This is a genomic window from Microbacterium bovistercoris (assembly GCF_003387575.1).
Lineage (GTDB): Bacteria > Actinomycetota > Actinomycetes > Actinomycetales > Microbacteriaceae > Microbacterium > Microbacterium bovistercoris.
Window position 1 is genome coordinate 198,824 of the sequence record NZ_QUAB01000039.1, and the last position, 20,158, is coordinate 218,981.

At 69.3% G+C, this 20,158-nt stretch carries 22 protein-coding genes and 2 tRNA genes; 15 read left to right on the forward strand and 9 right to left on the reverse strand.

From position 1 onward, the window contains the following. Nucleotides 1-20: 20 nt before the first annotated feature. Both DY023_RS08560 and DY023_RS08565 read right to left on the reverse strand, forming a co-directional pair. A complete protein-coding gene (locus DY023_RS08560) occupies nt 21-1,715 on the reverse strand; it encodes a helicase-associated domain-containing protein (RefSeq protein WP_116241905.1) in 1,695 nt (564 codons plus the stop codon). Nucleotides 1,716-1,727: 12 nt separating this feature from the next. Further along, nucleotides 1,728-2,033: a multidrug ABC transporter ATPase gene (locus tag DY023_RS08565; protein ID WP_116241906.1), complete on the reverse strand. Its 306-nt coding sequence runs from the start codon at nt 2,031-2,033 to the stop codon at nt 1,728-1,730. Between the two features lie 111 nt (nt 2,034-2,144). On the opposite strand from DY023_RS08565, the gene DY023_RS08570 reads away from it, so the two are divergent. Next, nucleotides 2,145-2,525 (forward strand): cold-shock protein, encoded by a 381-nt coding sequence (locus DY023_RS08570; protein WP_116241907.1) that lies wholly within the window; start codon nt 2,145-2,147, stop codon nt 2,523-2,525. Then, nucleotides 2,509-3,081: a DUF3027 domain-containing protein gene (locus tag DY023_RS08575; protein WP_116241908.1), complete on the forward strand. Its 573-nt coding sequence runs from the start codon at nt 2,509-2,511 to the stop codon at nt 3,079-3,081. The genes DY023_RS08570 and DY023_RS08575 overlap by 17 nt, the downstream gene beginning before the upstream one ends. Nucleotides 3,082-3,338: 257 nt before the next feature. Here the strand turns inward: DY023_RS08575 and serC are convergent, their stop codons facing one another. After that, complete coding sequence (gene serC / locus DY023_RS08580; RefSeq protein ID WP_116241909.1) at nt 3,339-4,451, reverse strand: phosphoserine transaminase; 1,113 nt, start codon at nt 4,449-4,451, stop codon at nt 3,339-3,341. A 100-nt stretch (nt 4,452-4,551) separates the two neighbouring features. Here serC and DY023_RS08585 point away from each other — a divergent pair, with 100 nt between their 5' ends. The 4 genes from DY023_RS08585 to DY023_RS08600 all read left to right on the forward strand — a co-directional run bounded on the left by DY023_RS08585 (nt 4,552) and on the right by DY023_RS08600 (nt 7,236). Next, a complete protein-coding gene (locus DY023_RS08585; RefSeq protein ID WP_116241910.1) occupies nt 4,552-5,253 on the forward strand; it encodes an iron-dependent transcriptional repressor DtxR in 702 nt (233 codons plus the stop codon). A gap of 340 nt (nt 5,254-5,593) precedes the next feature. Further along, entirely contained in the window at nt 5,594-6,313 is a 720-nt protein-coding gene (locus tag DY023_RS08590) for a M23 family metallopeptidase (protein WP_181905780.1), read from the forward strand. Nucleotides 6,314-6,627: 314 nt separating this feature from the next. Next, nucleotides 6,628-7,125, forward strand: coding sequence for an HNH endonuclease (locus tag DY023_RS08595; protein ID WP_116241944.1), 498 nt, complete (start codon nt 6,628-6,630; stop codon nt 7,123-7,125). 37 nt (nt 7,126-7,162) lie between these two features. Continuing rightward, a tRNA-Arg gene (locus DY023_RS08600) sits at nt 7,163-7,236 on the forward strand. A 208-nt stretch (nt 7,237-7,444) separates the two neighbouring features. Here the strand turns inward: DY023_RS08600 and DY023_RS08605 are convergent. Both DY023_RS08605 and DY023_RS08610 read right to left on the reverse strand, forming a co-directional pair. Next, nucleotides 7,445-7,789 carry a histone-like nucleoid-structuring protein Lsr2 gene (locus tag DY023_RS08605; RefSeq protein WP_116241912.1) on the reverse strand — a complete coding sequence of 115 codons (345 nt, stop codon included), beginning with the start codon at nt 7,787-7,789 and terminating at the stop codon, nt 7,445-7,447. Nucleotides 7,790-7,841: 52 nt separating this feature from the next. Then, complete coding sequence (locus DY023_RS08610; RefSeq protein ID WP_116241945.1) at nt 7,842-8,690, reverse strand: LuxR C-terminal-related transcriptional regulator; 849 nt, start codon at nt 8,688-8,690, stop codon at nt 7,842-7,844. 116 nt (nt 8,691-8,806) lie between these two features. Here DY023_RS08610 and DY023_RS08615 point away from each other — a divergent pair, with 116 nt between their 5' ends. Together DY023_RS08615 and DY023_RS08620 are read left to right on the forward strand one after the other, a co-directional pair. Next, nucleotides 8,807-9,154, forward strand: a complete 348-nt coding sequence (locus DY023_RS08615) for a DUF485 domain-containing protein (RefSeq protein WP_116241913.1) — start codon at nt 8,807-8,809, stop codon at nt 9,152-9,154. Beyond that, nucleotides 9,151-10,767 carry a solute symporter family protein gene (locus tag DY023_RS08620; RefSeq protein ID WP_116241914.1) on the forward strand — a complete coding sequence of 539 codons (1,617 nt, stop codon included), beginning with the start codon at nt 9,151-9,153 and terminating at the stop codon, nt 10,765-10,767. Before DY023_RS08615 ends, DY023_RS08620 begins: the two co-directional genes overlap by 4 nt. A gap of 55 nt (nt 10,768-10,822) precedes the next feature. On the opposite strand, the gene DY023_RS08625 is transcribed toward DY023_RS08620, so the two are convergent. Further along, nucleotides 10,823-11,347, reverse strand: coding sequence for a methylated-DNA--[protein]-cysteine S-methyltransferase (locus DY023_RS08625; protein ID WP_116241915.1), 525 nt, complete (start codon nt 11,345-11,347; stop codon nt 10,823-10,825). Between the two features lie 179 nt (nt 11,348-11,526). Between DY023_RS08625 and DY023_RS08630 the strand changes: the two genes are divergently transcribed. Both DY023_RS08630 and DY023_RS08635 read left to right on the forward strand, forming a co-directional pair. After that, nucleotides 11,527-15,252, forward strand: coding sequence for an ATP-binding protein (locus DY023_RS08630; RefSeq protein ID WP_116241916.1), 3,726 nt, complete (start codon nt 11,527-11,529; stop codon nt 15,250-15,252). Then, nucleotides 15,245-15,430, forward strand: a complete 186-nt coding sequence (locus DY023_RS08635) for a hypothetical protein (RefSeq protein ID WP_116241917.1) — start codon at nt 15,245-15,247, stop codon at nt 15,428-15,430. Before DY023_RS08630 ends, DY023_RS08635 begins: the two co-directional genes overlap by 8 nt. A gap of 54 nt (nt 15,431-15,484) precedes the next feature. Here the strand turns inward: DY023_RS08635 and mscL are convergent, their stop codons facing one another. From mscL to DY023_RS08650, 3 genes are read right to left on the reverse strand one after another with little or no spacing between them, the layout of a single operon-like run. Continuing rightward, a complete protein-coding gene (gene mscL, locus DY023_RS08640; protein ID WP_116241918.1) occupies nt 15,485-15,889 on the reverse strand; it encodes a large conductance mechanosensitive channel protein MscL in 405 nt (134 codons plus the stop codon). A 31-nt stretch (nt 15,890-15,920) separates the two neighbouring features. Next, nucleotides 15,921-16,199 (reverse strand): FmdB family zinc ribbon protein, encoded by a 279-nt coding sequence (locus DY023_RS08645; protein WP_116241919.1) that lies wholly within the window; start codon nt 16,197-16,199, stop codon nt 15,921-15,923. 15 nt (nt 16,200-16,214) lie between these two features. Further along, nucleotides 16,215-16,811, reverse strand: coding sequence for a 5-formyltetrahydrofolate cyclo-ligase (locus DY023_RS08650; protein ID WP_116241920.1), 597 nt, complete (start codon nt 16,809-16,811; stop codon nt 16,215-16,217). A 51-nt stretch (nt 16,812-16,862) separates the two neighbouring features. Here DY023_RS08650 and galU point away from each other — a divergent pair, with 51 nt between their 5' ends. The 5 genes from galU to DY023_RS08675 all read left to right on the forward strand — a co-directional run bounded on the left by galU (nt 16,863) and on the right by DY023_RS08675 (nt 19,855). Then, entirely contained in the window at nt 16,863-17,750 is an 888-nt protein-coding gene (gene galU / locus DY023_RS08655; RefSeq protein ID WP_116241921.1) for a UTP--glucose-1-phosphate uridylyltransferase GalU, read from the forward strand. Between the two features lie 17 nt (nt 17,751-17,767). Continuing rightward, entirely contained in the window at nt 17,768-18,433 is a 666-nt protein-coding gene (locus tag DY023_RS08660; protein WP_181905775.1) for a GNAT family N-acetyltransferase, read from the forward strand. Nucleotides 18,434-18,491: 58 nt separating this feature from the next. Further along, a complete protein-coding gene (locus DY023_RS08665) occupies nt 18,492-19,340 on the forward strand; it encodes a hypothetical protein (protein WP_116241922.1) in 849 nt (282 codons plus the stop codon). Between the two features lie 26 nt (nt 19,341-19,366). Continuing rightward, nucleotides 19,367-19,439: transfer RNA gene (locus DY023_RS08670), tRNA-Ala, on the forward strand. A gap of 104 nt (nt 19,440-19,543) precedes the next feature. Continuing rightward, entirely contained in the window at nt 19,544-19,855 is a 312-nt protein-coding gene (locus tag DY023_RS08675) for a hypothetical protein (RefSeq protein WP_116241923.1), read from the forward strand. Nucleotides 19,856-20,158 lie beyond the last annotated feature (303 nt).

A 20,158-nucleotide genomic window follows, 5' to 3' on the forward strand; every position in this document is an offset into this window, starting at 1 on the left:
TCCAGTCTACCCGCCGGTCGTCAGTCGGGCGTCGGCAGGTCGGCGAGACGCACGGCGCGGATGCTGCGCACCGGCAGCGTCCGCTCCACGTTGGCGCCGCGGTCCAGGCCGCGCAGGCGGCCTCCGCCGAGCCCCGTCGCCTCCAGGACGAGTTCGCGCGTCGAGCCGTCCGGCATCCCGACGTCGACGATCAGCAGTGCCTTGGCGCGCACCGCGGCCTCCAGTTCGCGGTCCAGCCACGCGGCATCCGCATCCGGCCCCTGCCGTGCGCGCAGCCGCGCGATGAGCGAGGCGTAGGACGGGACGGCGGCGGTCGTCTGGGCGACGGGCGGGGTGCGGCGCATCGAGACCGCGTTGCCCGTGTCGTCGACGAGGGTCGCGGGGTAGCGGGCGTCCACCATCGCCCAGTACACGGTCTCGGCACTGACGCGCGAGACGAGCATGCCGTCCTCTGCGGTGAGGCCCAGCGGCCGCAGACCGCGATCGATGCCGATCGCCTGGACCAGATGCGGGTCGCTGCTGGTGACGACCGTTCCGGTCTCCGACGCCCAGACCCGCACCAGACCGTGCCGCTGCGCGGTCTGGCCGACCAGGTAGGAGAGCGGCTGCGGGAGACCGGTCAGCGAGAGCGCGGTGAGGAACCCGAGGACGGATGCCTCGGTCTCGCCCTCGACGAGGGCCCGGTCGATCGACTCCGCGGTGAACCGGTAGGACGAGGACTGCGCGGAGTCGCGCTCGGCCATGCCGCGAAGTCGCACTTCGAGGGCCGGCTGGAGCGGGCCCGGAGCGATGGCGGTCAGATCGTTCTGCAGGAAGACCCGGTCGACTTCGGCGGGCACCAGTTGCTCGAGGGATGCGGTGTCGACGATGTCGCCCCGCCGCAGCGGCGCCGCCCAGTCGGGTTCGGCGCCGTCCGCCGCGGTCAGGCCGAGCAGGTGAGCTCTGCGCCGCAGCCCGGCCTCGCGGTCCGGCCAGGACGGATCCCAGGGGTAGGCGTGCGGCCAGGACGACGGCGGCAGCCACCCGGCGCCGTCGCGGACCCCGTCGGGCAGCGCCCGGCGGAACGCCGCTGCCAGTCGTGACCAGCGGTCGGCGAAGGGCAGACCGAGCCAGGCATCCGCTTCCGTCGTCACCTGCACCCGACGATCGCTCGTGCTCAGCAGCCCCGCGTCCTCGGCGATCGTGCGCAGGTCGTCGGCATTCTGCTCGATCCCGGCCTCCGCGAGGCGCTTCTTCTCGCCCGCCGCGAGCGTCCCCGTCGCGAGCAGGCCCAAGGGCGCCTCGCGCGCCACGAGCAGCATGTCGGCGACCCGGGAGGCTGTGGTGAATGCGCGTTCGGCGATGGGTGCGGGGTCGTGGACGGATGCGGCGTGCTGAGGCTGCTCCTCGGCGACGTCCGGCAGCCGCCGGCCGGCGACCTGCTCCGCCACGGGTACCGGGACGAGCCCGGACGGATCCTGCAGGGCGAGAGCCGTCAGGTGCGGCGTGGCCTGCCCGTGCCCCTCTGCGGCGTGCAGCAGCGCAGCGGCATCCGCCAGGGGGAGCGCGACCAGCGCGCGCTCGATGGAGGCCGGTTCGAGCAGCGCCTCCGCAGCATCGAAGAAGTCCTGCCACGGCGCATCCGGCTTGATGCCGCGCGCCCGGAACAGCGCGGTCAGCTCGTCATCGCTCGCCGCAGCCAGCCTGACGGCGAGCGGGCGCGCGTGGGTGCTCATGATCGAGGCGTCCTAGGACCGCTTCGCCGCGCGTCCCTTGCGGACCATGCTCATGATCAGCAGCGCGATGATCATCACGAAGGCGATCGGCAGGCCGTACAGCGGCAACCCGGCGATGAGCGGCCACGCACCCTGCGCGAACGCCTCCTGCTTCATGCCTGTGGCCGTGCCGATGATGATCGCGAAGAAGCAGAGCACGGACGCTCCGGCGAGGCCGAGTGCCGTATAGGCGAGCACCTTGTCGATCGTGCGGACCGGGAGGTCGGGCACCTCAGAATTGGGGGTGCCGCTGTCCGGCCGTCTCCGCTGTGCGCTCATCCTTCTCAGACTAGTCCCTGCCCGCGGCCGCGGTCGCGCTCACCCGGTAGGCTGGAGACGTCGCGCACCCGCGCGAAGTCTTGATTTTCTCAGCAGAAGAGGTTTGTTCGCATGCCCACCGGCAAGGTCAGGTTCTACGACGACGAGAAGGGGTTCGGCTTCATCTCCGCGGATGACGGCCAGGACGTCTTCCTGCACGCCTCAGCCCTGCCCGCGGGGGCGGCCGTGAAGTCCGGCTCCCGTGTGGAGTTCGGGGTCGCCGACGGCAAGCGCGGTCTGCAGGCGCTGTCGGTGCGCGTCCTCGACACCCCGCCGAGCCTGGCGAAGGCGAAGCGCAAGCCGGCCGATGACATGGCGATCATCGTCGAGGACCTCGTGAAGCTGCTCGACGGCATCGGCGGCGACCTGCGCCACGGCCGCTACCCCTCGTCCGCTCAGGGCCGCAAGATCGCGGCCGTGCTCCGCAAGGTCGCCGATGACCTCGACGCCTGAGGCCCTCGCCGACGCATCCCGTGAGCTGGCGCTCGCCGCGCTGCACGAGATCACCGCCCCCTCGACCGTCGGGCCCGCCGCGGGGCACTCGGTCGAGGAGGATGGCGCGGTCTCGCTGCGGTTCGAGAACCGCCTTCCCGGATATCCGGGCTGGTACTGGACGGTCACCGTCGCGCAGGTCGACGACGCCGAGCCGACCGTGCTCGAGGTGGAGCTGCTCCCCGGAGACGGCGCGCTGCTGGCCCCGGACTGGGTGCCGTGGGCCGAGCGTCTGGCCGAGTACCGCGCGCACCAGGCGGAGCTGGCCGAGCAGGCCGCCGCCGAGGGCTCCGATGAGGAGGACGCGGAAGAGGAGCTCGACGCGGACGATCTCGACGCAGAGGATGACGACGACCTCGACGCCGAGGACGAGCCCCGTGCACTGCACGCCGGCGATCTGGACGGCGTCGACATCGACGAGCTCGACGAGGCGTCCGATGAGGCTGAGGCCGATGAGGACGGCGCATCCGGCGAGGACGAGCCGGGCGACGAGGACTCATCCGACGAGGAGGAGTAGCCGGAACTCGCGTTCTTCGCCGAGACCCCGTCTGAATCACGTGATTCAGACGGGGTCTCGGCGTTGTGGAGGTCATCGCCAGCGCGGCGCGCTGCCGTCACAGGCTCACGCTGCTCTTCTCGGTTCGCGCTGCCCTTCTCGGCATCCGGGGTCGCTCGCGCTGCTCTTCTCGGCTCGCGCGGCGCAGATGTGCGCAGCGCGAGCAGGGGAGTGCCGCGCGAGCGCTGCCGGCGGTGCGGCTGTCGCGGCGCCCCGGCTCAGCCGGCGGTGTTCTCGAGCACGTAGTCGATCGAGCGGGTCAGCTGCCGCACATCGTCGGGCTCGATCGACACGAACGTCGCGACGCGCAGCTGGTTGCGGCCCAGCTTGCGATAGGGCTCGGTGTCGACGATGCCGTTCGCGCGCAGCTCCTTCGCGACCGCCGCCGCGTCGACGCTGTCGTCGAAGTCGACAGTGACGACGACCTGCGAGCGGTCGGCCGGCTCGGCGACGAACGGTGTCGCCACCGGAGACGCCGCAGCCCAGTCGTAGAGGATGCCGGAGGACTCGGCCGTGCGGGCAGCCGCCCACGACAGTCCGCCGTTCTCGAGCATCCACCGCAGCTGGCTGTCGAGCAGGTGCAGCGTCGTGAGCGCCGGGGTGTTCAGCGTCTGGTTCAGGCGGGAGTTGTCGACCGCGTTCTTCAGGCTGAGGAACTCGGGGATGTAGCGGTCGGATGCAGCGATGCGCTCGATACGCTCGATCGCGGCGGGCGACACAGCGGCCAGCCACAGTCCGCCGTCGGAGGCGAAGTTCTTCTGCGGCGCGAAGTAGTAGATGTCGGTCTCGGCGATGTCGACGTCGATGCCGCCTGCGGCACTGGTCGCGTCGATCACGGTCAGTGCCCCTTCGGCCGCCACGCGATGCACGGGAGCGGCGACGCCGGTCGAGGTCTCGTTGTGCGGCCAGGCGTACACGTCGACGCCGTCGATGATCTCGGCGCCGATCCGTGAGCCGGGCTCGGCCTTGCGCACGTCGGGTGCCTGCAGCCACGGAGTTGCCGCAGCCTTGGCGAACTTGCCGCCGAACTCTCCGAACACCAGGTTCTGCGCGCGGTTCTCGATGAGGCCGAACGCCGCGGCATCCCAGAACGCGGTCGAACCGCCGTTGCCGAGCAGGATCTCGTACCCGTCGGGCAGCCGGAACAGCGAGGCGAGCTGCTCTCGCACGCTGCCGACGAGGTTCTTCACCGGAGCCTGCCTGTGCGACGTGCCCAGCAGCGAGGCGCCGACCTCCGCCAGCGCCGCGACATGCTCGGTGCGCACCTTGGATGGACCGCAGCCGAAGCGGCCGTCGACGGGCAGGAGTTCTCGGGGGATCTCGATCGCCATGGATCGATCATAGGCGCGGAGGGGAAGCCCTCCCGTTCCTGTGACGCCCGGTGTCGGAGGGGGAATGTAGGCTTGCCTAAGAAGACTTCGGAGGGAATCCATGGCCGACCTGATCGACACCACGGAGATGTATCTGCGCACCATCCTCGAGCTCGAGGAGGAGAACATCGTTCCGCTGCGCGCGCGCATCTCCGAGCGCCTCGGGCACTCCGGCCCCACGGTGTCGCAGACCGTCGGGCGCATGGAGCGCGACGGTCTGGTCGTCGTGTCGGAGGACCGCACGCTCGAACTGACCGACGCCGGCCGCCGCAAGGCCGTCGACGTGATGCGCAAGCACCGCCTCGCCGAGCGTCTGCTGTCGGATGTGATCGGCCTGGACTGGGCGTTCGTTCACGAAGAGGCCTGCCGCTGGGAGCACGTGATGAGTGAGCAGGTCGAGCGCCGTCTCGTCGAGTTGCTCGGGCATCCGACCGAGTCGCCCTACGGCAACCCGATCCCCGGCCTCGACCAGCTGGGCGACCTGCCCGCGCGCACCTTCGACGACGGGGTCATCGGACTGGTGAAGAAGCTGGACGCCGCAGGCGAGCCGATCGACGGAACGGTGCGGCGCCTGGCGGAGCCGGCACAGGTGGACCCTGAGCTGCTCGAGCAGCTGCGCGACGCGGGCGTCGTGCCCGGCGCGCGCGGCGACTACCGCTACAACGAGGGCTACGTCCTGATTCAGATGGAGGGGCAGGAAGAAGGGCTCGAGCTTCCGGTCGAGCTCGCCTCGCACATCTTCCTCGTCGGAGATCCGGCCTGATCACGGGTGCTTTCGGCATCCATGCCGGGGATTGTCAGGTTCACAGGGTGACAGAATCGTTATCTTCCGGTAACGTCGTTCGGGTCGCTGGCGAAGAAGCCCGCCGGTGACTGACGTGAAGATCGCCTCCCGGGCTCGTCGTCTTCGCGGAGAACGCACAACGTGCCGCAATATTTGCGTGCACGACTGACGACTTGCTGACGAGCCTGCGCTCACCCGAAGCGCGGAGGCGCAGGAGGACCACCTTTTGGCCGCAGACATCGACAAGCCCGACACGACATCTGAACAGCGCACCCCCGCGAAGCGCGGGGCGAAGCCCAGGACTCGGAACGTGAAGCCGATGCGGACAGTGGCGATCTTCGCCGCCGTCGGCGCGCTCGTCGCAGCAGTCGCCCTCCCGGCGTACGCGGCGACCTCGACACCCTCCACCGCTGCGGCCACGTCGCTGCGCCAGGCGGCCGTCGACGATGCGCAGTCGCTCGTCGTCGCCTCCGAGGCCACCGCCGCTCCGATCGCGCGCGGCAACTACTCGGCGACCACTCCCGAGGAGATCGCGAAGAAGAAGGCGGAGGAGGCGGCCAAGAAGCGGGCCGCCGCAGCCGCGCGCGTCGCCTCGGCCGGTGGCAATGTGAGTGACGCCGACCTGCAGCTGGTCGCCGCCGGCTCGGGCGCGGTGCGCTACCCGCTTCCTGCCGGCTCCTACACCGTCAGCCGTACGCTCAGCAGCGGCCACAACGGTGCTGACATGGCCGGCCCCGCCGGCACCCCGATCTTCGCGGCCACCGGCGGACGCGTGCGCATCTCGAGCGAGAGCTATTACGGCTACGGTGTCGCCGTCGTCATCGACGGCGTCGTGGGCGGCAAGCGCGTCTCGACGCTGTATGCGCACATGATCAACGGCTCGCGCGCCGTGACCGCAGGCCAGACCGTCACGGCCGGCCAGTTCATCGGCAAGCGCGGCAACACCGGCCGCTCCTACGGCGCGCACCTGCACTTCGAGGTCGAGATCAACGGTTCCCTCGTCGAGCCGATCGCCTGGCTTCGCGCCAACGCCGGCTGATCCCGCGGCCGACACGCCACCGGGCGTTCACCACGATTTCGCCCGGGCGTGTCGCGCATGCGTTAGCCTGAACCCGTCGTCGTTCAGGCAGGAGAAGCCGATGGAGCTGCAACCGCGCATCCGCACCATGGATGCTCTCGGTCGTCTGGTCCTTCGCCATCTGCCGGATGGATGCCTCGGTGCCGCCGAGCCTGAAAGGCGCTGTCTCAGCTGAGACGGCGCCTTTTTCGCATCCTCCGGTCGACTGCTGTCTGCACGGCGTCGTGTGAGTCGAGAGTGCCGGGAAGCCATCCCGGCGGATCGAGAGGATGACGATGCGCACACTGGTACTGAACGCCGGATACGAGCCGCTCGCGGTGGTCTCGTTCAAGAGAGCCCTTGTCCTGGTCATGAATGACAAGGCCACGGTCATCGAACGAGTGGAGGGCGACCCGGTCTGGGCCTCCCACGGGTCGTACGACCGCCCCGCGGTGATCATCCTGTCGAGATACGTGCGCGTGCCCCTCTCGCGTCGTGTGCCGGTCACCAGACGCGGGGTGCTGCGCCGCGACAGCCACAGGTGCGGGTACTGCGGCAAGGCGGCCTCGACGATCGACCACGTGATGCCGCGCTCACGCGGGGGAGCGGACTCCTGGGAGAACCTGGTGGCCTGCTGCCTGCGCTGCAACAACGTCAAGAGCGACCGGACTCCGCAGGAGATGGGCTGGGAGCTGCGCAGTACGCCGCGTCCGCCGCACGGCACGGCGTGGACGGTGCGCGGCACCGAGCGCAGCGACCCGTGCTGGGAGCCGTACCTGGCGCTGGCGGCGTGATCCGCAGTGCGGACGCAGCCGGATAGACTTGTCGGGCGCCTTCGTAGCTCAGCTGGATAGAGCAGCCCTCTCCTAAAGGGCAGGTCGCAGGTTCGAATCCTGTCGAGGGCACGGATGCGAAAGGGGCCGCCCGGAGGGTGGCCCCTTTCGCATCCTCACCGCTCGTCAGCCGGGCCCCGGTCGCGCAGGAGGCTCCGCGCGCCGCTGTTCCGCGCAACGTGACCCGCCTGCGTTCCTGCGGCGCGTGGAGGGCGCGATGGGGACGCGAGGGCACGAAGAAGGAGCCGCCACCCGGACGGCTCCTTCTCAGATGAAGACCTCAGTGCGCGGCGCGGTACGCCTCGACGACCTCCGCGGAGATGCGTCCGCGCTCGGACACCTTGTACCCGTTCGCCCCGGCCCACTCGCGGATGGCGGCCGTGTCGGAGTTGCGCGAGGCGCTGCGGCGCGGTGACGCGCTGCGGCCGCCGCCCGCAGAACCGGCACGACGACCCGCCTGGATGTACGGAGCGAGCGCGGCACGGAACTCCTCTGCGTGCTCGTTGTTCAGATCGATCTCGTAGGCGGTGCCGCCGACCGAGAAATGGATGGTTTCGCCGTCGCCGACCTCGAGCAGGGTTCCGTCGATATCGTCGACCAGCTGGTGCACAATTCTTCGAGCCATGCGGTCAAACGTAAAGCAGGGAATTCGTCATCGCAAGAATTCCGCGCGCGTTTCACGGAAGAAGATTCGCGCGCCTCGCACGGGCCACAGCAGAATGACGCGTCGACGCGTCGAGTTTCGACATCGCCGTGCCCAGATACGCTTTCACCGTTCCCTCTCGAAGACCCAATTGCGCGGCGATCTCGGCATTGGTCGACCCGAGAGCCGCACACGACAGGACATCGAGTTCTCGAGGCGAGAGATGAACCGTCGGAATGGGGGAGGTGAGCGGCGGAAGCGCATCACCGGTCAGGGCGAGGAGGCGCCTCTCCACCCCGGCGATCCGCTCGCGCAGCTCCGCGTCGTCGACCGAGGCGGCGACGCTGCGCAGTTCGGCGAAGCTCTCACGCAGCTCCTCCTTGTGCGAGGGGGCGAGGTCCGCGGGTGCAGAAAGCGACGCGATGCGTCTTTCCACCTCGTCCCTGATGCGCAGCTCGCTCGAGAGCGCCTGGGCGACCGACATCGCGGGTGCCGTGGTGATGCCGCCGATCTGGGATTCCTCCCACGCGCCGGCATAGAGCACGCCGCGCGGGCGGCCGGCGACGACGATGGGCACGGCCAGCAGGGTCCGCAGCCCCTCGCCGAGCACGAACATGTCGTAGTCATGGGTGATCTGCTGCGACGTGCGGTAGTTGCTGGTCATGCGAGGGCGCAGCTCGGTCATCGCGCGGCCGCCGAGTCCGCGATCCGGGCGGACTCGCAGGCCGTCGAGGCTGCGTGTGCGGTTGCCCACGATGGTCGTGACCGAGACGACTCCGCTCTCGACCAGGCCTCCGAACGCGACGGGGAACCGGGTACGGCGGGAGAGCTCGCGCACCGCGCCGGCGACGAGTTGCTCTTCTGACTCCAACGTGGAAGTCATGTTCACCGAGTACCAACTTTCGGGGGTGACGGCACCGATCCCCACTTTCGTAGCGTCGACCCTATCACCCGTGCGGCGCGCACGTGCGTGCCCATGACATGCGGCAAGGAGGCCTCATGACAGATCTGAATGATCCCGTTCCCCCGGACGGAATCGACTACATCGCGATGCAGGAATCGGAGCGGTTCCGGACACTGAAGAAGACGCAGCGGTCATTCATCTTCCCGCTCGCGGCGTTCTTCCTCATCTGGTACTTCGCCTATGTGCTGCTCGCCGCCTTCGCGACGGAATTCATGAGTCAGCGCGTCTGGGGCGACATCACCGTCGGCCTGTTGTTCGGACTGGGTCAATTCGTCACCACATTCGTCATCACGATGTGGTACGTCGCCTTCGCCAACAAGCGACTCGATCCGCAGGCATCGGCGATCAGGGATGAACTCGAGAAGGTGCAGGCAGAGGCATGAACATCCATTCCGCCGTCACCACGGTCGACAACAATCCGGTCCTGAACATCGCCATCTTCGGCGCATTCGTCGCCGTCACGCTGTTCATCGTCATCCGCGCGAGTCGCAACAACAAGACCGCCGCGGACTACTACGCCGCCGGCCGTTCCTTCAGCGGTCCGCAGAACGGCTTCGCGATCGCGGGCGACTATCTGTCCGCGGCATCCTTCCTCGGCATCTGCGGCGCGATCGCCGTCAACGGCTACGACGGGTTCCTCTACTCGATCGGATTCCTGGTGGCCTGGCTGGTGGCGCTGCTGCTGGTCGCGGAGATGATGCGCAACACGGGCAAGTTCACGATGGCGGACGTGCTCTCGTTCCGGCTCAAGCAGCGCCCGGTGCGGATGGCGGCGGCCATCACGACCCTGGCGGTCTGCTTCTTCTACCTGCTGGCGCAGATGGCGGGCGCCGGCGGACTCGTGTCGCTGCTGCTGGGCATCGACACGAAGGTCGGGCAGTCGATCGTGATCGCCGTCGTGGGTGTGCTCATGATCCTGTACGTGCTGATCGGCGGCATGAAGGGCACGACCTGGGTGCAGATCGTGAAGGCTGTTCTCCTCATCGCCGGCGCGATCGCCATGACGATCTGGGTCTTCGCACTGAACGGCTTCAGCCTGAACGCGCTGCTCGAGGCGGCGGTCGCGGAGGCGCCTGCGGGTGACAAGATCCTCGGTCCCGGCCTGCAGTACGGCGCGAATCCGATCGACTTCCTGTCGCTCGGCATGGCGCTCGTGCTCGGCACCGCCGGCCTGCCGCACGTGCTGATGCGCTTCTACACGGTCCCCACCGCGAAGGAGGCCCGTCGCTCGGTGGTCTGGGCGATCTGGCTGATCGGACTCTTCTACCTGCTGACCCTGGTGCTCGGCTACGGTGCGGGAGCGCTGGTCGGACCGGAGAACATCCTCGCCGCGCCCGGCGGCGTGAACTCCGCTGCACCTCTGCTGGCGCAGGCGCTCGGCGGCCCGATCCTGATGGGATTCATCTCCGCCGTGGCCTTCGCGACGATCCTCGCGGTGGTCGCAGGTCTCACGATCACGGCGGCGGCGTCGTTCGCACACGACATCTACGCGAACGTGATCAGGCGCGGCAAGAACGGTGACGGCACCGCCGACCCGAACGGCGAGGTGAAGGTCGCTCGCCGCACGGTGATCGTGATCGGCATCGTGGCGATCGTGGGCGGTATCGGAGCGCAGGGACAGAACATCGCGTTCCTCGTGGCGCTCGCCTTCGCCGTGGCGGCGTCGGCGAACCTGCCGACCATCCTGTACTCGCTGTTCTGGAAGCGGTTCAACACCCGCGGCGCCGTCTGGAGCATGTACGGCGGGCTGATCGCCGCCATCGGGCTGATCGTGATCTCGCCGGTGTTCTCGGGCTCGGAGAAGTCGATGATCCCCGGGATCGACATCGCGATCTTCCCGTTGAACAACCCGGGCATCATCTCGATCCCTCTCGGCTTCCTCCTCGGCTGGCTGGGAACGGTCACGGCCAAGACGGCTGAGTCGCGTGCGCTGGCCGCCGAGATGGAGGTGCGTTCACTCACCGGCTTCGGAGCCGAGAAGGCGGTCGAGCACTAGCGAGCGAGAACGAGTACGCGGACCCCGGCGGCCTACACGCCGGGGTCCGCGTCGTTCAGGAGGCGGCCGCCTGCCGCTCGAGATCGAGCAGGAACCGCTTGCGCTCGGGGTGCGCTCCGTAGTGGCCCGGCGTCCCGTCGGAGCGGATCACCCGGTGCACGGGCACCACGATCGAGAACGGCGTGTTCCGGCAGGCCGTTCCGACCGCACGAGCCGCTCCCGGACTTCCCGCCAGCACGGCGACCTCGCCGTAGCTCAGCGTCTCGCCCCACGGGATCGTGCAGATCGCCTGCAGCGCGTCGCGTAGGAAGCCCTCGATCAGACGCCAGTCCAGCCGCACGCTCTCGTCGAACCGGGTCGGCTCGCCTTCGAAATAGCGGTCGAGCAGGTGGGCGAGCTCATCGGCAGCGCCGGGGTCGGGACGCGGCACCTCATGCAGGCGCTGCGAGATGTCGTCGAGCAGCCAGGGCGCCTGCGGATCGACGGACTCGGACAGATCGAGCGAGACCAGCCCCTCGTCCGAGAAGACGGTGAGCGCGTCGCCGAACGGCGTCGGTGCGAAGTCGTAGCGGAAGGTCATGGCTCCATACTGTCGCCGGGCGGTGCCCACTGCGCGGCTCCGGCCTGCGTCATCCTCGGTGTCTGTGGACTGTTCGCCACCTCGTCCGGCCTGTGCAGTACGGGTCGAGACACCGGGGAATGCCCGGAAACCGGCCGGGGATACCGGCTCGGGCGCGCGGCGCGCTTAGTCTGTGACGTGTGTGGCGACGTGAAGGGAAACCGGCGGGAGACGCAGAGACGGATGCCGCGGTGACCCTGGGCGAGCTCGGAGAGTCCGGAACCGGGGTGGATATCGCGCATGCCGCCGAAGCCGAGCGCACGCGGCTGAGGGCCGAAGCGGCAGACCTCGGCGGCCAGTCGTCGCTGACCGGATTCCGCGACCGCGGCGACAACGGGATCGACATCTCCAAGGCCCACCCCGGCAGCCTGCCCCAGTTCATCACCGGCCGCGCGACGCTGCTCTCCAACCTGTTCCGCGACGAGGTGGGGCTGCGCACCGCACGTCTGGCGGCAGAGCGCATCACCGCCCGCAACACGGAGCTGCGCACGGTGCGGGGCATCGACGCGGTGCGCCTGGCCGTCGGCATCGCCCGCTGGCGCATCGGCGGCACGGATTTCGCGGCCCCTGTGCTGCTGAGGCCGCTCGCGATCCGCCGCCACCACTCCGACTTCGAACTGAAACTGCACGGCGCCTTCGAGGTCAACCCGGAGCTGGTGCGCCTGGTCCGCGAGCACTTCGGGCTCTCGCTCCATGCAGCCGACCTCGCCGCGCTCGCCTACGACGGCGGCATCTTCAAGCCCCAGCCGGTGATCGATCAGCTCCGTGCGCTCACCAAGCACATCGACACCTTCTCGGTGCAGCCACGACTCGTCGTCTCGACGTTCGCCGACGTCGCGAGCCCGATGGTCCGCGACATGGCAGACCTCGATCATCCGGTGCTGAACGCGCTGGCGGGGCACGTCGACGACCGCGAGAAGCTGGTCAGCCGCCGTGCGGGGTCCCGCGACGACACACCGGTCAGCAGCCCCGACGACCGCGCTCCGGCATCCGACACCCTGCTGCTCGACGCGGACGGCGAGCAGGAGGCCGTGCTCGCGCGGATCACGGCGGGGCAGTCGCTCATCGTCGCCACGCTTCCCGGCACCGGCGGCACCCAGACCGTGATCAATGCGCTCGGCGAACTGGTGCGCGCGGGCAAGCGCGTTCTCGTGATCTCGGCGCGCCGATCGACTCTCGACGGCGTCCGGCACCGCCTCGGTGGCATCGGCCTGGACGGACTGGCCGTGTCTCCGGCATCCATCCGCCGCGACCTGGTGCGCGCGATCGCGCGCTGCGAGAAGAGCACGCAGCCGAAGGTCGCCGACGTCGACGACGCACTGGTGCGCCTGCGCACCGTGCTGCGTGCCTACCGGCACGCTCTCGTCTCGCCGGTCGGCGCCACGGGCGCATCCGTGCTGGACGCCACGCGGAATCTGACCCGCCTCGCTTCGCTCGAGGTGCCGCCGTCCACGAGCGCTCGGCTCGGACTCCCGGCGCTGGAGCGGCTGGCGGGGGAGCGCGGCGCTGCAGCCGAACGGCTCACCCAGGCCGCGCGGCTGGGCGAGTTCCGGTTCGGACCGGACGACTCGCCCTGGTACGGCGTGAGCTTCGAGACCACCGAGGCGGCGCGCAGCGCGCACGCCCTCGCCGGACGGCTGCACGGCACCGCGGTGCCGGCACTGCTGGAGCGCGGGTACGAGCTGATCGCGCAGACGCGGATGCGTCCGTTCGCGACGATCGACGAGATGGGCGACTACCTGCGACTGCTGCAGGGCATCAGGGACACCCTCGACAGGTTCAGCCCGACCGTGTTCGAGCGGCCTCTGGGCGAGCTGATCCAGGCGCACGGCTCGCGGCGGGATTCGCCGGGCATGTCGGCGGCGTCCCGCAGACAGCTCAAACGTCTCGCCCGCGAGTACGTGCGGCCGGGGGCGCATGTCACCGAGATGCACGAGGCGCTGCTGCGCATCCAGCAGCAGCGCACGCAGTGGCAGCGGTACGTCGAGGCCGGAGTGGCACCGGAGGTGCCGCTCGGCCTCGCCGACGTGCAGGTCGCCTGGCAGCGCGTGCACGCCGAACTCGCCGAGCTGGACGCCGCGATCGGACGCCGCGAACCGCTCTCCTCCCTCCCCGTGGCACGGCTCGTGCGAACGCTCTCCGGTCTCGCCGCGAAGTCCGACGTCTTCGACAACCTCGTCGAGCGGGCGACCCTCCGCGACGAGCTCGCCGCGCTAGGACTCGACCCGCTGCTCACGGAGCTCTCGGTGCGGCACGTGCCGGAGGAGCGTGTCGCCGACGAACTGGAGTTCGCGTGGTGGCAGTCACTGCTGGAGCGCTCACTTCAGGACGACCGTGCGCTGCTGGGCGCGAACACCGCGGTCGTCGATCGCCTTGAGAAGGACTTCCGTCTCGTCGACGAGGCGCACGCCGCGATGTCGGGTCCGCTGCTGGCGTGGAACCTCGCGAACCAGTGGCGCATCGCCGTCGTCGACGAGCCGCAGGAGGCGCAGCATCTGCGCCGCGCCCTGAAGCACGGGCACGCGACGGCCGCCGAGATCGTGACCGCCGCACCGCGCCTGACCGAGGTGCTCGCACCGCTGTGGATCTCGTCGCCGTACGAGGTTCCCGACATCCCCGAGCAGATCCGGTTCGACACCGTGCTGCTGGTGGATGCCGCGGCCATCAACCTCGCAGAGGCGGCGCCCGCCATCCGTCGCGCGCGCCAGATCGTGGCATTCGGTGATCCGGTGACCCAGCGGCCGACGCCGTTCGAGGTGGCCACCGACCGCGATGAGTCCTGGGAGCCCGAGGTCGCCTTCGACGACGTCTCGGTGTTCGAGCGGCTCGCCGAGCTCTTCCCGGTGACGACCCTGACCCGCAGCTACCGCGCCGGGGGCGAGGACCTCGCCGAACTGATCAACGACGCCTTCTACGGTGGCGAGATCGTGTCGCTGCCCTGGGCGGGGTCGTACCTGGGCCGGGGGAGCCTGACCGTCGACTACGTCGAGGGCGGAGTCGGGGCTCCCGACCCCGTCACCGGTGCTGTCGAGAGTCCGGACGCCGAGGTCGCCCGAGTGGTCACCCTCGTGGTCGAGCACGCGGTCCACCGGCCGGACGACACCCTGATGGTGGTCACGGCGAGCCGGCGTCACGCCGAGCGCGTGCGCGCGGCGGTGACGAACGCGTTCGCCGGGCGGTCGGATGTCGCGGACTTCGTCCGGCGCGACACCGCAGAGCCGTTCGCGGTGCTCACGCTCGAGGAGTCGGTCGCCGAGAGCCGCGACCGCGTGATCTTCTCGCTGGGCTACGGGCTCACCAAGCACGGCCGCGTGCTGAGCGACTTCGGTGATCTGTCATCGGCGGACGGCGAGCGCCTGCTCACCGTCGGGATGACGAGGGCGCGCCGTTCCATGGTGATCGTGTCGTCGATCCGGCCGTCGGCGTTCGACGAGGGACGGCTCAAGTACGGCGCTGCCACGCTCATGTCGATCCTCGGCGGTCTGGCCGTGCGCGGGAGGGACGCCCGGCTCGAGGACCTCGCCGATCCGCTGACCCTGGCGCTCGCCCGCGAGCTTCGCCGGCTCGGAGCATCCGTCGACGTGGACTACCGGGGCCTGCTGCCGCTGGTCGCGCAGTACGCGGGCAAGGCCGTCGTCATCGAGCCCGACCCGGAGTCGCGCGGCGAATCGCTGCGCGAGAGTCTGCGGCTGCGGCCGCACGTGCTGCGCCGGCTGGGATGGCACTACGTGCGCGTGCACGCCTTCGACCTGTACAGCGATCCCGCGACGGTCGCGACCCGCATCGCCGAAGTGCTGGGAATCTCTGCCGAGACTGCGCGCGCCGAGCACGACACCGAGCCGATGGACCTCGGCACGGATGGTTGATGAGGAGCGTCAGCATGTGGTGCGGGTCCCCGGTTCGCGCCGCGCGAAGCTGACGCCCGCGCCGGACACCTGGGCGGAGCCGGACGAGCGGGATCGGGATGCCGCGGCGTCCGATGCCTCCGGCGACACGGGACCCAATGACGAGCGGATGCGGCGCGAGGTGCCGCCGCACTATTGAGACGTGACAGACGAAGGAGGCCGCCCCGTGGGGCGGCCTCCTCGATGAGGTCCGTCAGTTCGCGGCGTTCTTGCGCAGAGCGTCGCGGATCTCGATGAGCAGTTCCTGCTCGGAGGGAAGGGTCTCCTCCTCGACGGCCGGGTTCTTCGCCGCCTGGTGCTCCTTGTACTTGTTCATCGGCAGGACAAGTGCCACGTAGACGACCAGCGCGGTGGCCAGGAAGGTGATGAGTGCCGAGATGATCGCGCCGATGCCCAGGTGGACCTCTGCGAACAGTCCCGGGAAGTCGATCGTCCACTTCGCCAGATCTCCGCTGGGCACGAACGCGCCGAGGAGCGGGTTGATGACGGCTTCGACGAGCGAGTTCACGACCGCGGCGAATGCGGCACCGATCACGACGGCCACAGCCAGATCGATCACGTTGCCCTTGGTGATGAACTCTTTGAATCCCTTGATCACAGTTTCCCCCTGTGCGAATAGGTGTCCAGCCTCAGTTCGAGGACGGGGCCTTCGCCGGTGCCGGTGAGGCGGATGACGAAGAAGCCGTCTTCGATGATGCCGAATCCGAGCTCGATGCGCCAGAACCGGAACTCTTGCGCGAGTCCGTGCGGTAGAAGCCGGAGCCGTTGAAGGTCACTCCGATCGAGCCGTACTGCTTGCGCAGCGCGCCGCCGCACTCGGGGCAGATGGTGAGGGCGTCGTCGGAGAACGACTGGACGGCGTCGAAACTGTGGCCGCACGACGTGCAGGCATAGGCGTAGGTGGGCAACGTTCCCCCGGATGTTCAGTGCTGCGGCAGGGGCAGCGTGATGGTCTGCGTGGGGGTGACGACGCCGGTCACCGGCTGGTCGTGCACCTCGCTCGGCAGCGAATCGAGTACCTCGGAATCATAGATCACCGCGTAGACAGGCGGGCAGCGCTCCATTGATCCGATGGTCTTGTCGTAGTAGCCGCGACCCCAGCCGAGGCGCACGCCGCCGCGATCCACAGCCGCCGCGGGGATGATCATCAGATCGACGTCGTTCACGGCGATCGGGCCGAGTACCTCGCCGGTCGGCTCGGGCAGCCCGAACATCCCCTCGGCCACCTCGTCGGAATCGTTCGCGACAGCCCAGTCGAGCAGCCCGTCGGCGCGGGTGACGGGCAGCAGCACGCGGATGCCGCGCGTCACCGCGCCGCGGACGAACTCCCACGTGCCTGGTTCGGTCGTCGTCGAGAGGAAGCACGAGATGGAGGATGCGTCGTGCGCGGCGACCAGGGCGTCGAGCTGTGCGGTGATGCCTGCAGCAGCCGCCTCGCGCTGTGCGTCGGAGAGCAGCTGTCTGCGCTCTCGCAGCTCTGCGCGCAGTGCGCGCTTCTCCTGCTCGACCTCGTTCGCCATGCCTCCGATCGTACAGGCGGGCTCTGCGAGGCTCCCCGCTAAGCTTGCCGGATGGCGAAGTCCCCCATGAAGGCTGTCATCCCCGCTGCGGGTCTCGGCACTCGTTTCCTGCCCGCCACCAAGGCGATGCCCAAGGAGATGCTGCCGGTCGTCGACAAGCCGGCCATCCAGTACGTGGTGGAAGAGGCGGCGAACGCCGGCATCGACGACGTCCTCGTCATCATCGGGCGCAACAAGAACGCCATCTCGAACCACTTCGACTCGGTGCCCGAGCTCGAGGTGAAGCTCATGGAGAAGGGCGACACCGGCAGGCTCGAGCGCGTCATGGCCTCGAGCGACATCGCCGACATCCACTTCGTGCGTCAGGGCGAGCCGAAGGGACTCGGGCACGCGGTGCTTCGTGCGCGGACGCACGTCGGCGACAGTTCTTTCGCCGTGCTGCTGGGCGACGACCTGATCGACGAGCGCGACCCGCTGCTGGTCGACATGATCGCCGCGCACGAGCGCACAGGTGCCGCGGTGATCGCGCTCATGGAAGTCGACCCCGCCAGCATCCACATGTATGGAGCGGCCGCCGTCGAACCCGCTGACGACGGTGAGGTCGTGCGCGTGACGGGTCTGGTGGAGAAGCCCGCCGCAGAGGATGCGCCGTCGAACCTGGCCGTGATCGGGCGCTACGTGCTGCCGCCATCCGTCTTCGAGATCCTGGAGCGCACCCCGCCGGGCAAGGGAGGGGAGATCCAGCTCACCGACGCCCTGCAGGAACTCGCCGCCGCGCCGGACGGGCCAGGGGTCGTCGGCGTCGTCTTCCACGGACGGCGTTACGACACCGGGGACCGGGTCGACTACATCAAGGCGATCGTGCAGCTCGCCGCCGACCGCGACGACCTCGGCCCCGAGCTGCGGCCGTGGCTGAAGGACTTCGCCGAGCGCCTCTAGTGCGAGTCGCGACCACCATGCCTTTCGACACCTCCGCACCCCTGCAGCACGGTCCGATCGCGCTGCGTCTCGTGCGCTCGCGCGACGCGCGCGTGCTGCAGCACGAACTGCTGGCGAACCGGTCCTGGCTGCAGCCCTGGGAGGCGACGATTCCCGGCGGCGTCCCGACATTCGACATGCGCGTCGGCATCCGCCGGCTGCTGCAGCAGTATCGCGACGGAGCAGGGTATCCGTTCGTCATGGAGTACGACGGCGAGGTCGCCGGTCAGCTGAACGTCTGGGGCGTCGCCCGCGGATCGCTGTGCTCGGCGACCATCGGATACTGGGTCAGCGAACGGTTCGCGGGCAAGGGCATCACACCCACCGCGGTGGCACTGGCCACGGACGCCTGCTTCACCCAGTTCGGGCTGCACCGCATGGAGATCTGCATCCGGCCCGAGAACAGGGCGAGCCTCCGCGTGGTGCAGAAGCTCGGATTCCGCTACGAGGGGCTGCGCCGCCGCTACATCCACATCGACGGCGACTGGCGCGACCACCACGCGTTCGCGCTGACGACGGAGGACGTCCCGCAGGGCGTGCTCGCGCGGTGGCTGCAGGGCGGCGTGCCCAAGGACGCCGGCGCGGTGCCGCCGAGCTCGACCGCACCCGGACGGGACTCTTCGGCCGGTCCGACGATCGGCTGAGGCGACACGCGACGTCACTGCGCATGGCGGACCGATGGCGTCGCTTACCGTTGAGGCTATGAACGGGCCGGTTCTGAGTGGGGGAGTGATCGTCCTCGTAGCCGCGCTGCTGTGGATGCTCTACCTGCTGCCCAGCTGGCGCGGCCGTCACCAGTACAACGCCGCGGAGCGCAACGCTGTGCGACTGAACCAGGCCCTCCGCGTGCTCGCCGAGACCAGCGAGACCCCCGAGGAGGTCCGTCTCGAGCTGAATGCCCGTACCGCGCTCGCTCAGCAGAGGCTGGCCAAGCGCGTGCAGAACGAGCGGGAGAACGCCGAACTGGCGAGGCTGAGGGAAGAGCTCGCCGCCACCAGGAACGATCCGGTGCTGCGCCAGGCGCGCGCCCGTCGCCGGACGCGTCAGGGGGCGCTGGTCGTGCTGCTGCTCGGAATCGGCATGGCCGGTCTCGGCGGATGGCAGCTGGCGACAGCCGGAGGTTTCGGATGGCTGATCGCCGGGGGAGTGACCATCCTCACCGGCATCGTGGTGCTGGTGCAGATGGCACGGGTCGCCTTCCGCACGCGTCGCCGGGTCGCCGCACCTGCGGCCGAGCACGTTCGGGTCTCGCCGCCGCTGCACGACCAGGGAGCGCCGACGTGGACGCCGCGCCCGGTGCCGCAGTCGCTCTCTCAGGTCGCCGGTTCCCGCACGCAGGTCGCGCAGGCGCAGCGCGAGGCGCAGGAGGAACTGCGCCGCGCAGCGCGTCGCGAGGAGCTCCGCCGACGTGCCGAGGAGATCGCCCCGCCCGAGCCCGTGCGTCTTCCGGCGGCGGATGGCACCTCGCCGTACGCCCGGATGGGGTTCGTCGACGACGCCGAGATCGAAGCGCACGTCCGTCAGCTGCTGGAGCGGCGTGCGGCCGGCTGAACCCGTGATAGTGTTGCTGAGTCCTAGGGCCCATGGCGCAGTTGGTAGCGCGCTTCGTTCGCAATGAAGAGGTCGGGGGTTCGAATCCCCCTGGGTCCACAAGACGGAGAAGCCCCGGCGATCGCCGGGGCTTCTCGCATTCCGGTTCGCGGCATGCCGCTGGATCAGTGGGCAACGCCGACGATCTTTGCGAGGATCGTGCCATGTCGAGTGAAGCGCCTGCCGGCGGCGAGGCCGGGCAGCTCAGCACGTCCACCGCACCGCGACGCAGTGCCATCGGGTTCGTCGGCATCGCGCTGGCGGTGATCGGAACGGTCGGTGTCTGCACGCCGTGGATCCTGCCCGAGCTGCTCGGCGGACTCGTGCTCGTGGTCGGCTTCGTCCTGTCGATCATCGCGGTCATGCGCCGGCCGCGGTGGGCGGGGATCGCGGGCATCGTGATCAGCGTCTTCGGCACCCTCGCCGCAGGGCTGCTCTTCGCGCAGGGCTTCATCACCGGGTACACCGGCGGTTGATCCGCGTCGTTCCGGGGAAGCGGCGCGCGACACGCCAGAGAGTCGGGCCCGATTTGCCCGATGCCCCGGATCCGCGTAAGTTATTACCTGTTCGCCCCAAGCGGTTGAGCGAAAGGCCGGAAGGCCCAGCTCCCCTCCAAGCGGCGGACATGCTTCCTCCTCCTTCGATCCGTCGAGTTGACAGATCGGTGGAGGTGGATAAGATAGTGAAGTTGCCCTGCGCGTCTCCATCAGGTTCTGGTGGGTGTGTGGGTGCGTCCGATCCTTGAGAACTCAACAGCGTGCACTTGTCAAATGCCAAAT